Annotated in this window: 13 protein-coding genes; 10 read left to right on the forward strand and 3 right to left on the reverse strand. The window is 67.6% G+C overall.

What is annotated here, in order from left to right; all coding sequences use genetic code 11:
* The first annotated feature begins 27 nt into the window (after positions 1-27).
* From SYV04_RS19335 to SYV04_RS19355, 5 genes are all read left to right on the forward strand, one after another.
* Positions 28-684, forward strand: a complete 657-nt coding sequence (locus SYV04_RS19335) for an Isoquinoline 1-oxidoreductase subunit (protein WP_321547308.1) — start codon at positions 28-30, stop codon at positions 682-684.
* Positions 681-1,148, forward strand: coding sequence for a (2Fe-2S)-binding protein (locus SYV04_RS19340; RefSeq protein WP_321547309.1), 468 nt, complete (start codon positions 681-683; stop codon positions 1,146-1,148). The genes SYV04_RS19335 and SYV04_RS19340 overlap by 4 nt, the downstream gene beginning before the upstream one ends.
* Positions 1,145-3,442 carry a xanthine dehydrogenase family protein molybdopterin-binding subunit gene (locus SYV04_RS19345; RefSeq protein WP_321547310.1) on the forward strand — a complete coding sequence of 766 codons (2,298 nt, stop codon included), beginning with the start codon at positions 1,145-1,147 and terminating at the stop codon, positions 3,440-3,442. The genes SYV04_RS19340 and SYV04_RS19345 overlap by 4 nt, the downstream gene beginning before the upstream one ends.
* 109 nt (positions 3,443-3,551) lie before the next feature.
* Positions 3,552-3,995: a CBS domain-containing protein gene (locus SYV04_RS19350; protein ID WP_321547311.1), complete on the forward strand. Its 444-nt coding sequence runs from the start codon at positions 3,552-3,554 to the stop codon at positions 3,993-3,995.
* A gap of 63 nt (positions 3,996-4,058) precedes the next feature.
* A complete protein-coding gene (locus tag SYV04_RS19355; RefSeq protein WP_321547312.1) occupies positions 4,059-4,844 on the forward strand; it encodes a class I SAM-dependent methyltransferase in 786 nt (261 codons plus the stop codon).
* A 3-nt stretch (positions 4,845-4,847) separates the two neighbouring features.
* Here the strand turns inward: SYV04_RS19355 and SYV04_RS19360 are convergent, their stop codons facing one another.
* Both SYV04_RS19360 and SYV04_RS19365 read right to left on the reverse strand, forming a co-directional pair.
* Positions 4,848-5,228: a hypothetical protein gene (locus SYV04_RS19360; RefSeq protein ID WP_321547313.1), complete on the reverse strand. Its 381-nt coding sequence runs from the start codon at positions 5,226-5,228 to the stop codon at positions 4,848-4,850.
* Between the two features lie 292 nt (positions 5,229-5,520).
* Entirely contained in the window at positions 5,521-6,594 is a 1,074-nt protein-coding gene (locus tag SYV04_RS19365) for a hypothetical protein (RefSeq protein WP_321547314.1), read from the reverse strand.
* 151 nt (positions 6,595-6,745) lie between these two features.
* Between SYV04_RS19365 and SYV04_RS19370 the strand changes: the two genes are divergently transcribed.
* The 4 genes from SYV04_RS19370 to SYV04_RS19385 all read left to right on the forward strand — a co-directional run bounded on the left by SYV04_RS19370 (position 6,746) and on the right by SYV04_RS19385 (position 11,149).
* Positions 6,746-8,548 (forward strand): acetate/propionate family kinase, encoded by a 1,803-nt coding sequence (locus SYV04_RS19370; RefSeq protein ID WP_321547315.1) that lies wholly within the window; start codon positions 6,746-6,748, stop codon positions 8,546-8,548.
* Between the two features lie 23 nt (positions 8,549-8,571).
* Positions 8,572-9,084 carry a hypothetical protein gene (locus SYV04_RS19375; protein WP_321547316.1) on the forward strand — a complete coding sequence of 171 codons (513 nt, stop codon included), beginning with the start codon at positions 8,572-8,574 and terminating at the stop codon, positions 9,082-9,084.
* Between the two features lie 126 nt (positions 9,085-9,210).
* Positions 9,211-10,563 carry an AHH domain-containing protein gene (locus SYV04_RS19380; protein WP_321547317.1) on the forward strand — a complete coding sequence of 451 codons (1,353 nt, stop codon included), beginning with the start codon at positions 9,211-9,213 and terminating at the stop codon, positions 10,561-10,563.
* Between the two features lie 16 nt (positions 10,564-10,579).
* Complete coding sequence (locus SYV04_RS19385) at positions 10,580-11,149, forward strand: imm11 family protein (RefSeq protein ID WP_321547318.1); 570 nt, start codon at positions 10,580-10,582, stop codon at positions 11,147-11,149.
* Here the strand turns inward: SYV04_RS19385 and SYV04_RS19390 are convergent.
* Complete coding sequence (locus SYV04_RS19390) at positions 11,136-12,026, reverse strand: alpha/beta fold hydrolase (RefSeq protein ID WP_321547542.1); 891 nt, start codon at positions 12,024-12,026, stop codon at positions 11,136-11,138. The two genes, SYV04_RS19385 and SYV04_RS19390, sit on opposite strands and share 14 nt — an antisense overlap.
* A 224-nt stretch (positions 12,027-12,250) precedes the next feature.
* Here SYV04_RS19390 and SYV04_RS19395 point away from each other — a divergent pair, with 224 nt between their 5' ends.
* Positions 12,251-13,240, forward strand: coding sequence for an AAA family ATPase (locus SYV04_RS19395; protein ID WP_321547319.1), 990 nt, complete (start codon positions 12,251-12,253; stop codon positions 13,238-13,240).
* The last annotated feature ends 18 nt before the right edge of the window (positions 13,241-13,258 follow it).

Here is a 13,258-nt window from a genome sequence, read left to right on the forward strand (position 1 = left end):
TCGCCCATGAAGTCGTCACGTTCCTGGATGCGGCCGTCCTTTTTCCTCGGGGCCTCAGTCCTGGCCCTGCTGGCGGGGGCGGCCTGCGGTCGACGTCAACCTGAGTCGGCGATGCGGTTGTCCGATGTCCTGCCCCCGGTGGCTCCGAACGAGCTGCGCACCCCCGAGGCGTTCGCGGTGATTGGGGACAAGTCCGAGCGCTCGAAAGCGCTCTTCCTGGAGGCCAGCCGCGTGCTGCTCCACCCGCGGTGCGCCAACTGCCACCCGGACGGGGACTCGCCCTATCAGGGGACCGAGTGGAAGCCGCACGATCCGCCGGTGGTGCGTGGCCCCGAGGACAAGGGCGTGGTGGGGATGGAGTGTACGAGCTGCCACCAGGACAAGAACCTCGAGCTGGCGCGGGTGCCCGGCGCGCCGAACTGGCATGTGGCGCCCCGCTCGATGGCGTGGGTGGGTCGCACGCCGCGCGCCATCTGCGAGCAGCTGAAGGACCCTGCGCGCAACGGCGGGAAGACGCTGGCGCAGCTCGTCGAGCACAACGGGCACGATGAGCTGGTGGCGTGGGGTTGGCAGCCGGGTGCGGGGCGGGAACCGGCGCCGGGCTCGCAGGAGCGTTTCGGAGCGATTACGGCGGCATGGGTGGAGACGGGCGCGGAGTGCCCGAGCGAGGAGGCACGGCCATGACCATTCAGGTGCGAATCAACGGCGTTGACCAGGAGCTCGACGTTGACCCCGAGATGCCGCTGCTCTGGGCGCTGAGAGATGTGCTGAACCTCACCGGCACGAAGTACGGCTGCGGCCAGGCGCTGTGCGGAGCGTGTACGGTGCATCTGGATGGGCAGGTGGTGCGCGCGTGCGTGACGCCGATCCGCCGGGCGGCGGGGCGCTCGGTGACGACGATTGAAGGGCTGTCGAAGGACGGCAGCCACCCGCTGCAGCGCGCGTGGGTGGACCTGGGCGTTCCGCAGTGCGGCTTCTGCCAGGCGGGGCAGATCATGACCGCGGCGGCGCTGCTCCAGAAGAAGCCGAAGCCCACGGATGAGGAGATCGACCAGTCGCTGGCGGGCAACCTGTGCCGCTGCGGCACTTACACGCGCATTCGTGCGGCGGTGAAGAAGGCCGCGGGGATTCCCGAGGGGGAGCGATGAGCGAGCAACCCATGTTGATCGCCCGGCGGACCTTCCTCGCGGGGTTCAACCTCGCGGCGGGAGGCCTGGCCCTCGGCTTCTTCGCCCGGGAGGCGCTCGCGGACGAGCCCTCGGGTCGGCTGAGCGGGCCCAAGCCGCAGACGAGCAATCCCCTCGAGGAGGTGAAGTCCCCGGGCCTGAACCCGAACGTCTTCGTGCATGTGGGGCCCGATGGGCAGGTAACCATCGTCTGCCACCGCTCGGAGATGGGGCAGGGCATTCGCAGCTCGCTGCCGGTGCTGATCGCCGATGAGCTGGGCGCGGACATGGCCCGGGTGCGAATCCTCCAGGCGGACGGAGACCCGGTCTACGGTGACCAGAACACGGACGGTTCCAACAGCGTCCGCGGCATCTACGAGGACATGCGCCGCGCCGGCGCCACCGCGCGGATGATGCTGGTGGCGGCGGCGGCGAAGCGCTGGAAGGTGAAGCCCGAGGACTGCGAGGCGCGAGACCACGTGGTGGTCCACCGCGGCAGCCAGCGCACGCTGGCCTTCGGTGAACTCGCGCTGGAGGCGGGCAAGCAGACCATTCCCAAGCCCGCGGATGTGAAGCTCCGGCCCAAGGCCGAGCTTCGCAACGTGGGCAAGGATCTGCCGCTGCTCGACGGGCCCTCCTACGTCAACGGGAGCGCGATCTTCGGCGCCGACGTGCGGCTGCCGGGCATGCTCACGGTGGTGGTGGAGCGGCCGCCGGTGGTGGGAGGCCGCGTGGCGAAGTACGACGCCACGCGCGCGTTGGCGGTTCCCGGGGTCAAGCGCGTCATCGAGATACCGGCGCCGAAGGCTCCGTACGCGTTCCAGCCCTGGGGCGGCATCGCCGTGCTCGCGGAGAACACCTGGGCGGCGCTGAAGGGCCGCGCGGCGCTGGACATCACCTGGGAGCACGGAGAGAACGCGAAGTACGACTCGGAGCAGTACCGCCAGGAACTGGCCGCGTCCGTGCAGAAGCCGGGCACCGTGGTGCGCAACGTCGGAGACGCCGACGGGGCGCTGTCCAAGGCGGCGCGCGTGGTGGAGGCCGATTACTACATCCCCCACCTGTCACACGTGCCGATGGAGCCGCCAGTCGCGGTGGCGCGCTTCGAGGGAGGCACCTGCGAGGTGTGGGCTCCCACCCAGCACCCCCAGGCGGCGCGTGCCGAAATCGCGCGCGTGCTGGGGATTCCGATGGAGAAGACCCAGGTCCACGTGACGTTTCTGGGCGGCGGCTTCGGGCGCAAGTCGAAGGCGGACTTCGTCTCCGAGGCGGCGTGGCTGGCCCGAGAGGCGGGGGTACCGGTGCGCGTGCAGTGGACGCGCGCGGACGACCTGCTGCACGACTACTACCACTCGGTGAGCCTGCAGCGCCTGAGCGCGGGGCTGGACGAGCGCGGCAAGGTGATCGCCTGGAGGCACCGCACGGCGTTCCCGCCGATCGCCTCGACCTTCGCGCCCGTCAACCGGCCCGGGGCGGGAGACTTGCAGCAGGGCGTGCTGGACCTGGCGCTCGACATCCCCAACGTCCGTGCCGAGGCGTGCGAGGCCAATGCCCACGTGCGCATCGGCTGGCTGCGGTCCGTCTACAACATCTTCCACGCGTTCTCGGTCAACTCGTTCATCGATGAGCTCGCCCAGGCCCGGGGCGAGGACATGCGGGACGTGATGTTGGAGGTGCTCGGGCCACCGCGCGTGTCGAGCCTGAAGGAGCTGGGCATCGAGAAGCTTCCGAACTACGGCCAGCCGCTGGAGAAGCACCCGGTGAACGTGGCGCGCCTGCGGGGCGTCATCGAGCGGGTGACGGAGCTGTCGCGCTGGAGCGAGCGGAAGAAGGACGGCCGGGCGCTGGGGCTGGCGGCCCACCGGAGCTTCCTCACCTACGTGGCGGTGGTGGCCTCGGTGGTGCGCGGCCCGAACGGAAAGCCCGCGGTGGATGAGGCCTGGATCGTGGTGGATGCCGGGACGATCATCAACGCGGACCGCGTCCGGTCCCAGATGGAGGGCTCGATCATCTTCGGGATGAGCATCGCCCTGTACGGCGCGGTGACGATGAAGGGCGGAGTGCCGCAGCAGACGAACTTCCGCGACCTCCGGCTGGCGCGCATCGGCGAGGCACCTCGGAAGATCCACGTGGACATCATCCAGAGCGACGCTGCGCCGGGAGGCATCGGCGAGCCCGGAGTGCCGCCGGTGGCCCCCGCCATCGCCAACGCCGTCTTCGCGCTCACGGGGACGCGGGTGCGCGAGCTCCCGCTGGCGCGAGCGTTCCAGCTCTGAGCGGACGCGCCTGTACCTCCCCGTGGGGCAGCGCGGGGAGTGGTTGCCATCGTCGCCGACCGGGCACACCGTTGGGGTAGGGCAACCCAGGGCCCGGAAGGGAGCGTCCATGCTCACGGTCGATGAACTGATGACCCGCGAGGTCATCACCCTGGAGGCGGACGCCGCGCTCGCCCAGGTGGATGACCTCTTGAAGCGCCACCACATCCGTCACCTGCCGGTGGTGCAAGGCCGGAAGCTCGTGGGGCTGGTGAGCCACCGGGATCTCATCCGCGCGCTCGCCCGGCAGTCCGCCCAGAAGAAGATGCAGCCCTTCAGCGTGAAGGAAGTGATGACGCGCGAGGTGGAGACGGTGGAGCCGCACGTGTCCGCGCGGGAGGCGATCGACCGGCTGCTGGAGAACCGCTTCGGCTGCCTGCCGGTGGTGGACGAGGGGGGGCACCTGCTGGGCATCGTCACCGAGTCCGACTTCCTGCGCCTGGCGCGGCGACTGTTGGAGGAGCGCGAGCGGCGCTGGGCGGGGCTGGAGCCTCCCGCTTCGAGCGGGTACTGACACACGCCGCTTGGCTTTCGGCCCGTCGGACTGGAGGATGCGCGCCCCTGCGAATCCGGCCCTATGGAACGACGCTCCGACTGGTACACCCATCCCAAGTATTACGAGGCCATCTTCGGCACGGACACCGAGAAGGAGATGGACTTCCTGCTCGCGGTGAACGAGCGCCTGGGCACGGGAGGCTCGCTGCTGCTCGAGCCCGCGTGCGGGGCGGGGAGGCTCGTGGAGGAGGCCGCGCGCCGAGGGATGAAGGTGGTGGGTTATGACATCTCCGAGCCGATGCTGGAGCACGCGCGGCGGCGGCTGAAGCCGGCGTGGCGTCGGCGGGTGCGCCTCTTCCAGTCGCGCATGGAGTCCTTCTCGGCGCCAGAGGTGCAGGGCCAGGTGGATCTGGCCTTCAACCTGGTGTCGACCTTCCGCTACCTGGACAGTGAGAAGGCGGCGCGAGACCACCTGGAGAGTACACGGCGCCTGCTGAAGCCCGAGGGCCTGTACGTGCTGGGCTTCCACCTCACCGAGTACACGCGTGACACCTTCGAGCGTGAGCGCTGGGTGGGGCGCGTGGGGCGGGACACCGTCATCTGCAACACCCGCGAGGGGCTGCCGGATCGGCGGCTGCGCCGCTCGCCCATGCGCAACCGGCTGCGAATCCGGGGGCCGGGCAAGGACATGCTCGTCGAGACGGATTGGTTCTTCCGCACCTATGACCTGGCGCAGGCCCGGCGCCTGTTCCGGAGCGCGGGCCTGCGGGTACGGGCCATGTACGACTTCGACTACCGGCTCGACTCGCCGGTAGGTCGCGGGAGCAACCGGCTGGATCGCATCTTCGTGCTCCAGCCGGCGGGGTAGGGCCTACTGGAAGCGCAGCGAGGTGGTGAGGTTGTCGAACCCGACGGGCATGTTGGCGCTGGTGGGAGCCACGAAGGAGGCGCCCGTGCAGCCAGGGCCGTCGAAGAAGGCGGCAGCACAGCCGGCCAGCCGGAACGAAGAGGTGCGGTTGTCCGAAACGGCCGGCAGGTTGATGCACGAGCCCACGCCTCCGGTGACCGGCCACGGGGCCAGCTGCGCCCCGGAGAAGTTGGCACCGTCCAGCAGGTAGGCGTAGCAGGTCGCCATGGCGGAGACCTCGCCCTCCTCCGGGGTGAGCGGCTCGGGCTCGGCCTCCGTTCCACCGCAGGCGGCCAGCGAGAGCACCAGCAACGAACCCAGCACCTTCATGCACGACATCTTCATGGTGTTGCTCCTTGTGAGTGAGTCGACGGTTGAACGGTGCCCGCGGAGGATCTTCCCGAAGAAGCGTGCGTCCCATCGGAACGCGCCTGCGTCCCATCCGGACGCAGCAGGCTTCGGTGCTTGGGCAAGGCCCTGTTTTTCCAAGGGAAGAGGCGCCAGCGAGGGCTGGCATGGCATCCGCAAGATGAAGGGCAGGCACCGCTCCAAACGGTGTCTGCTTTCCAGGGGGAACGAAGCGCGGAAGGAGGGGCCGCTCCTTCCGCGCTTTTCGTATGGGCTGTAGCCGACGCCGTCACCCCAGGCCGAGGGCTTGGCGCACGCTCTCGAGGACCGAGACGGCCACGTAGTACGCGTTGCCTTGGAGCTCGCCGATGCGACGGTCGGTGTAGTCCGAGGTGGCCTGGCTGAGCTCGGAGGCATCGACGGTCTCATCGCCGATGGCGTAGCTGACCAGGTGGCTGCCGGAGAGGACACCGCTCATGACGGCCTGGGACTTCTTGACCACATCCCAGTCACCGGTGCCCCCCATGGCGGCCAGCGTCGCCCCGAGCTCCATGGACATGTGGCTGGCGAGCCAGTCGTTGCCGGAGGCCTCGGCGTCGAACATCTCGTGCTTGAGGTTGCCGACGTTCGAGACGACGGTGGAGACCGTGCCGCCCTGTCCCACGTAGCCCGCGAGCACCCAGAAGAAGCAGTGGAAGGCCTGGTTGTCCGTGCCGTCCTGGAACTCGGCGCGCAGGTCGGGGTCTTGATAGGCGCCCCCAGCGTCCTGGTCGCCGACGCCCGAGGAGAGGCTGAGCCCGAGGAAGGCGTCGGGGTGCATCTCCTTGAGGGAGTCCATCAGCGTCGACACCGAGTTGCCGTTGGCGATGCTGTTGAGCTGATTGGACCAGTCCGGGCCCACGAGCAGCGAGCCCATGGAGGCCATGACGTAGTCCATCATCTCCCGGGTGCTCATGTCGGGGTGGTTCTGGTGCAGGTACTCGAGGCCGATCGAGACCCCGCGAGTCATGAGCGCCGCGGCGCCTGCCCCTTGGGCGATCTGGGATTCGAGGTAGCCGCGAATGGCGCCATATGTGCCGTTGAGGGCGGGGCGGTTGACGCCCGAGCCGACGCCATCCACCTGTTCGGTGGTGGCGACACTGACTTGCTGGGGCTGCACCTGTCCGGTGAGGGCGAAGTTGCGCAGCGCCGCGTTGCGATCGTTCGAGAAGCCGGAGGTGAACACGTCCGCCGCGCCCGCGGACGGGAGCGCCGCCTGCTGCGGGGTGGGCTGTGCCTGGCTCTGGGAAGTCGTCTGGGGCTTGGAGGACGACTGCGCCTGGACACCAGGGCGGAAGAACGAGGAACCCGGGATGCGAGACATGGGAGAGGGACCTCCAGCGGCAGGGAGCTGAAATTCACTGAGAGTATGAATTCTCTGGAGGCACGGAGGAAAGGAGCCAACGGGTAGGCCCCTGAGGAGGCCGGTTCCCGCGCTCGACCCTCAAAACCTGATCCGGCAGAATTCGCGTCCCATGAAAGTCCTCGTCATCAATGTCGGGAGCACCTCGATCAAGTACCAGCTCTACGAGATGGATACGGAGGCGATCCTCGCGGGAGGGGTGGTCGAGCGGGTGGGCTCGCCCCAGGCGGTCCACAAGTGGCGGGTGGGCGAGACGCGCTCCCAGGCGGAGATCTCCGCGCCCACGACGCGCGCGGGGCTCGAGGCGGTGCTGGCGCGGCTGACAGGCCCTGGCGGCGCGCTCAAGGACGTGTCCGAGCTGCGAGCGGTGGGGCACCGGGTGGTGCATGGCGGTGAGAAGCTGGTGCGCCCCTGCGTGATTACGCCCGAGGTGAAGGACATCATCTCGAAGTGCGCGCAGTTCGCGCCGATCCACAACCCGGCGAACCTGGCGGGAATCGAGGCGGCGGAGGCGGCGCTGCCCAAGGCCGTCCACGTGGCGGTCTTCGACACGGCGTTCCATGGCGAGCTGCCGCCGCACTCGTTCGTCTACGCGGTGCCCTATGAGCTGTACCTGGAGCGCGGCGTACGCCGGTACGGCTTCCATGGCCCGAGCCACCAGTTCATGGCGGCGAGCGCCTCGGAGTTCCTCAAGACGGACCAGTCTCGGCTGAAGCTCATCACCTGCCACCTGGGCGGCGGCGCGTCGGTGTGCGCGATTGACGGCGGGCGCTCGGTGGACACCTCGATGGGGATGACGCCGCTGGAGGGGCTGGTGATGGGCACGCGCTCGGGAGACGTAGACCCAGCGCTGTCGATCGTCCTCGGGCGGCAGGGAATGACGCCGGACGCGGTGGACGAGGCACTGAACCGGAAGTCAGGGCTGCTGGGCATCTCGGGCGTCTCCTCGGACTTCCGAGACATCGAGCAGGCGGCGGCGGGAGGAAACGATCGGGCGCGCCTGGCGATCGAGGTGTTCGTCCACCGCATCCGCAAGTACATCGGCGCGTACGCGGCGGTGCTGGGCGGAGTGGACGCAATCGTCTTCACGGGAGGCATCGGCGAGAACAGTGTGAAGGTGCGCACGGCGGTCTGCGACTCGCTGGTCTACATGGGCGTGGTGCTGGACGCGGACAAGAACCAGCACGCGGATGCGCGGGGCTCTGGGGGCGTGGTGGACATTGCTTCGCCGCGAGCTCCAACCAAGGTGCTGGTGGTGGCGACGGACGAGGAGCGGATGATCGCCCGCGAGGTGGTGCGGGTGACGGCGGGCCCGACGGCGGCGCGGCAGCGGGTGAGCGGGCACGCGATTCCGGTGGGAGTGAGCGTGCGCCACGTCCACCTGACGCGGGAGCACTGCGATGCGCTCTTCGGCGCGGGCTACGAACTGACGGAGCGCCGCCAGGTGTCGCAGCCGGGGCAGTACGTGTGCCGGGAGACGGTGGACCTGGTGGGGCCGAAGGGGACGATCGAGCGGGTGGCGATCATCAACCCGCTGCGGAAGGAGACGCAGGTCGAGGTGTCCCGAACGGACGCGATCGCGCTGGGGGTGAACCCGCCGTTGCGCGAGTCGGGGAAGCTGGACAACACACCGGGGCTGACGCTGCGAGGGCCGAAGGGGACGGTGGCGATCGACCACGGCGTCATCCTGGCGCACCGTCACGTGCATATGCACCCGGAGGACGCGCGTCGTTTCGGGGTGCAGGACAAGAACGTCATCCGCGTGCGAGTCGAGGGAGAGCGCGAGACGATCTTCGGAGATGTCATCGTCCGAGTGAACGAGCAGTTCGCCTTGGACATGCATCTGGACACGGACGAGGCGAACGGGGCAGGGCTCAACAACGACAGCGTGGCCACGTTCGACGGCGTGCAGTAGCGGGGGAGCGGGAGAACGCCGGGGTGTTTGCCCTCAAGGCAGGGATGCTTGTTTGTGTGGCTTCTCGTGCTGAGTCAGACGGGACTTTGAACGAAGCCGCGCAGACAGTGTTGCCCCTGGAAGAAAGTGTCTTGATGGAGTGGAACGGGGTGACGTTGTCCCTGAACTACAAATACGACATCAGCGTGATGCTGGAGGACATTGTCGAACTGGTCCTCGCGGTCGAAAAGACGGGGACAGGCTCATACCAGGTGGACTGGCCTTCATCGGGGTTCCCGTTCCGGTGGACGGTGAAATGGAACGAGTCCGAAGTGGATGTGCGCGCTGACTCACGTGATGAACCAGGAGCGGTGAATCTCACCGGACGTGAACGGGTTCGTGTGGAGAGAGGCTCGTTTGTGGGGGCCTGGAAAGCGCTCCTCCGCGCCGTTCTGTCTTGCCTTGAAGGCGCGGGTTACACCAGCCAGCAAGTTCATGGGTTGGCCCGATTGAGGACGGCTGCGATTGGTGGCTCATGGCCAACGGCAACCGGGTAAGCGGCCAGAGTGCAGCAGAGATTCGATGGGTTGTGGCGGTCGGGACGCGGATGGGACCCAGAGCATCATCCTCACGGGGATGACGTTCCCGTAGCCTGACTCCCTTCCTGATCTGGAGGGAGTTACATGCCAGTGCATCTTGGCGTTACGGTCCTGTTCTTGGTCCTGTCCACCGCGTGCAGTACCTCGCGCCTGGTACGCCTCGACACAGGCCATGGCGAGCCCCTCCTTCTCGTCTCTCGCGCGGACGAGGCCGAACGGGTCGAACTCGAGGAGGACGAGTTCACCAAGGCCATCGCGAAGGAAGCCAGGCAGTGGAGGCTCCTGGCCAATCCTGAGATGGCCGCTCGAGAGATGTTCGACGTCCCTCCGCGTAGCGGTTGGTACGGCTACACAAAGCGCCAGGGAGTCGTTCCCTTGCGCGAACAGATTCCTGCTGCGCAATGGGCCCAGGTGGACGAGGCGGTAACTCAGGAGTACGTGCGGTTCTGCGAGGCTGCGGGCAAGCCTCGGGACTGCTTGCGGCTGTTGCTCAACAGCCCGGTACTCAACGGGGATGGCCGATACGCCCTCGCCATGTCCTTCGCCATGGAGGAGGTGCTGCCCGAGATGATGAAAGCCTTCAAGGACATGGCTGACCCCGAAGCGGTCAAAGCGGCCATTCTCTGGGCGATGACCATCTACGCCGTGATGTGGCTGGCGCCCGAGCCGGTATTTTCCAAGGGGCTGGCGACGGTCGTGACGGCCAGCTTTATCTGCTACGTCGGGGTGGACACGTTCTGGACGCTCATTCAGGGCTGGAGGCGACTGGTGGATGCAGCCGACCACGCCACCTCGTTCTCGGAGCTTCGTGCTGCTGGTGAGAGATACGGCAAGGTGATGGGGCAGAACGCGGCGCGAGCCTTCGCGCTGCTGCTGTCGGCGGCCATCGGCCAGACTGCCTCCAGTCTCTCGGCCAAGATACCTACCCTCCCAGGTTCGGCGCAGGCGTCGGTGGTGGGCGCGGCGGAAGTGGGAGTCCGGCTGACAGCAGTGGCCCAGGTTGAAGCAGTGGCTGTATCCGCTGATGTGTTCACCATGGCCCTTCCCCCCAATGCTGTCGCCTCGACTGCGGAGGGCCTGCGCGGAGCTGTTGCCGCGCCGGTGGAAGGGGAAGGTCAGTGGCACCATATTGCCACTGACAAGTGGCTCGATGCCGCACACAGTGGTGGTCCGTGGACTCCCAAGTTCCAGAAGCTCTTTGACCGGGCTGGCATGTCGCTGAACGATTCAGCGAACAGGGTGCGTGTCATGGGCCACCAAGGGCCACACCCCGAGGAGTACCATCGGGAGGTTTTCCGGCGGTTGCGCGATGCGATGAAAGAGTGTCGCAGCATGCATCAATGCCGAGAGGCGCTGACCGTGGAACTCAAGAAACTGGCTCAGGAACTCTCCACCAAGGGCTCCTACCTCAACAAGCTGGTCACCCGGAGCGAGTGACATCAAGGAGTACTGGATGCCCAAGCGGTACTTTGACCTTTTCGAGGATGTCCATGTGCCCGGGCGTTGGTATCTGGATGACCCCGTGGACGCCCAGGGGCGTGAGGTGGACCTGTGGCAATTCGAGAGGGGAGTGCCCGTGGATGTTGAGGGGCGTCTTCGGATTCCGATGGATCGCCCCGGCGAGCCACTGGACTTCAGTGTGACCCCTGTGGGCGGTGCCCCCGTTGTTCACGCAAGGGTGGCCTCACTCTTCACGGGTCTTGCCCCTAAAGACGTGCAACTCGTCCCAGTGGAGGTTGAAGGCCAGGCCGAAGAGTACTTTGTCCTCAACGTCACCCGGGTCGTGAGGTGTATTGATGACAAAGCCTCCGCTGAGGTCCAGTACTGGAAGCCCGAGGACGGACGCCCGGAGAAGACGGGAAACTATCGAGCCGTCCATGGAATGCGCATCAACTCCTCAATGGTCGGTGACGCCAAGGTTTTCCGCCCTTGGGGATGGTTGGTGGTGCTCCTTGTCTCAGAGGAAATCAAAGCGGCACTGGAAGGCATCAGAGCCACAGGGGCGAAGTTCAAGGAGGTATAGAGGACGGTGGGTGCTGCCCTGGGGCATCATCAAGAAATGACTTGATGGCCGGGAGCACCACCTCCGGTCGTTCCAAGTGAGGACTGTGCCCAGCCACCACGCGCAGCAGGCGGACCTCGGCCAAGCGTTTGGCTGCCTCCACCGCGAGTGACACGGGCAGGGTGTCCTCCCGTTCTCCCCAGACGAGGAGCGCGGGCTGGCGCAGGGACGCGAGCTGCTCCCTCCGGTGGAACACCTCTCCCGCCAGCGGCACCAGCGTGTCGAACGCCTTCGATGCCCTCGGTCGCCCCCCAGGCACCGCCAGCAACTCGTACCCCAGCATCCCCAGCCGCTGCCCCAGCGGCGTCTCCGGCGGCGGCAACAGTCGGTGGAACATCCCCGGCCCCAGGCTCCGGGCCACTCGCTCCGGCCCCGCCCGGAAGAACAGGCGCGCCCGGCGCGTCATCTCCGGCCCCAACCCCATCGAGTCAATCAGCACCAGCCGTTCCACCGGCACCCGGCCCCGCAGCGCCAGCTCCACGGCGACCAGCCCTCCCAGCGAGTGGCCCACCACCGCCACCGGCCCTGGAGCCAGCACCTTCAGCAGTTCCTCCACCGGCTCGGTGAAGAAGCGCACCCCGTCCTCCGCCGTGCGCACCGGCCCCTCCGGCGCCGAGGACAGCCCGAATCCCGGCAGGTCCAACGCCAGCACTCGCCGCCCCCTCGCCAGCACCGTGAGGTAGGAGAACCACATCGGCGCCGCGTGCCCCCGCCCGTGCAACAGCACCACCGTGGGGCCTTCGCCCCCCTCCAGCGCCCGGAGCGTCCCTCCGCTGGGCAGCCAGTGCGAGCGTGGCGCCACCACCGGGGCCAGCTGCCCCAACAGGTGCGCCTCCATCGGCCCCGGAACCAGCGGCGTCACGCCCGGCCTACCCGAAAGGCCCTCGGGGGGAGGGGGAAACTCCGAGCGGCGGCCTTCCGGAAACACACGGGCATGAGGACTCCGGTGGGTGGGGGCCGACACCTTACCGGAATGCCAGGCCTTCTGCGGTGTTGAGCCGGATACCCGGAAAACCTACGCTGGCCGGCCATTTCCGCCCGTTTGCGCCTACTTGAGGGGACATGAACACGGACATCCGCGCGCTCACCGAGAAGGTGCAACAGGAAAGCAGCTTCGTCGAAGCCCTGAACCAGGAGACCGGCAAGGTCATCGTGGGCCAGCGCTACATGCTCGAGCGCATCCTCATCGGCCTGCTCTGCAACGGCCACGTGCTCCTGGAGGGCGTGCCCGGCCTCGCCAAGACGCTCACCGTGCGCACCGTGGCCGACAGCCTCAGCGCCACCTTCATGCGCATCCAGTTCACCCCGGATCTGCTGCCCGCGGACCTGGTGGGAACGATGATCTACAACCAGCAGACGGCCAACTTCACCGTCCGCAAGGGCCCCATCTTCGCCAACATCGTCCTCGCGGACGAAATCAACCGCGCCCCCGCCAAGGTCCAGTCCGCCCTCCTGGAGGCCATGGCCGAGCGCCAGGTCACCATCGGCGACCAGACCTTCGGCCTGCCCGCGCCCTTCCTGGTGCTCGCCACCCAGAACCCCATCGAGCAGGAGGGCACCTACCCCCTGCCCGAGGCCCAGGTGGACCGCTTCATGCTCAAGGTGAAGGTGGGCTACCCCACCCGCGACGAGGAGAAGGTCATCATGGACCGCATGTCCGGTGGCTCCTCCCCGCGCGCCTCCAAGGTCATCGGCCTGGAGCACATCACCCGCGCCCGCGAGCTCGTCCACGCCATCTACATGGACGAGAAGGTGAAGGAGTACATCCTCAACGTGGTGTTCGCCACGCGCGAGCCGAGCAAGTACGGCCTCAAGGACCTGGCCGACTACATCCAGTTCGGCGCCAGCCCTCGCGCCACCATCGCCCTGGCCCAGGCCGCCCGCGCCCACGCCTTCCTGCGCCACCGCGGCTTCGTCACCCCCGAGGACGTCAAGGCCGTGGCCTATGACGTGCTCCGCCACCGCGTCTCCGTCACCTACGAGGCCGAGGCCGAGGAGCTGTCCTCGGAGAAGATCATCCAGCGCGTCTTCGATCGCGTCGAAGTGCCGTAAGCCCTGTCCGAGCCCCCG

Source organism: Hyalangium ruber, from assembly GCF_034259325.1.
Taxonomy (GTDB): Bacteria; Myxococcota; Myxococcia; order Myxococcales; family Myxococcaceae; genus Hyalangium_A; species Hyalangium_A rubrum.

Bases quoted from the DNA above. Each gene is read 5' to 3' on its own strand.
- SYV04_RS19385 (WP_321547318.1), top strand. From the start codon at position 10,580: ATGCCCAAGCGGTACTTTGACCTTTTCGAGGATGTCCATGTGCCCGGG.
- SYV04_RS19390 (WP_321547542.1), bottom strand. From the start codon at position 12,026: ATGGAGGCGCACCTGTTGGGGCAGCTGGCCCCGGTGGTGGCGCCACGC.
- SYV04_RS19340 (WP_321547309.1), top strand. From the start codon at position 681: ATGACCATTCAGGTGCGAATCAACGGCGTTGACCAGGAGCTCGACGTT.
- SYV04_RS19350 (WP_321547311.1), top strand. From the start codon at position 3,552: ATGCTCACGGTCGATGAACTGATGACCCGCGAGGTCATCACCCTGGAG.
- SYV04_RS19395 (WP_321547319.1), top strand. From the start codon at position 12,251: ATGAACACGGACATCCGCGCGCTCACCGAGAAGGTGCAACAGGAAAGC.
- SYV04_RS19360 (WP_321547313.1), bottom strand. From the start codon at position 5,228: ATGAAGATGTCGTGCATGAAGGTGCTGGGTTCGTTGCTGGTGCTCTCG.
- SYV04_RS19355 (WP_321547312.1), top strand. From the start codon at position 4,059: ATGGAACGACGCTCCGACTGGTACACCCATCCCAAGTATTACGAGGCC.
- SYV04_RS19380 (WP_321547317.1), top strand. From the start codon at position 9,211: ATGCCAGTGCATCTTGGCGTTACGGTCCTGTTCTTGGTCCTGTCCACC.
- SYV04_RS19345 (WP_321547310.1), top strand. From the start codon at position 1,145: ATGAGCGAGCAACCCATGTTGATCGCCCGGCGGACCTTCCTCGCGGGG.
- SYV04_RS19370 (WP_321547315.1), top strand. From the start codon at position 6,746: ATGAAAGTCCTCGTCATCAATGTCGGGAGCACCTCGATCAAGTACCAG.
- SYV04_RS19365 (WP_321547314.1), bottom strand. From the start codon at position 6,594: ATGTCTCGCATCCCGGGTTCCTCGTTCTTCCGCCCTGGTGTCCAGGCG.
- SYV04_RS19335 (WP_321547308.1), top strand. From the start codon at position 28: ATGCGGCCGTCCTTTTTCCTCGGGGCCTCAGTCCTGGCCCTGCTGGCG.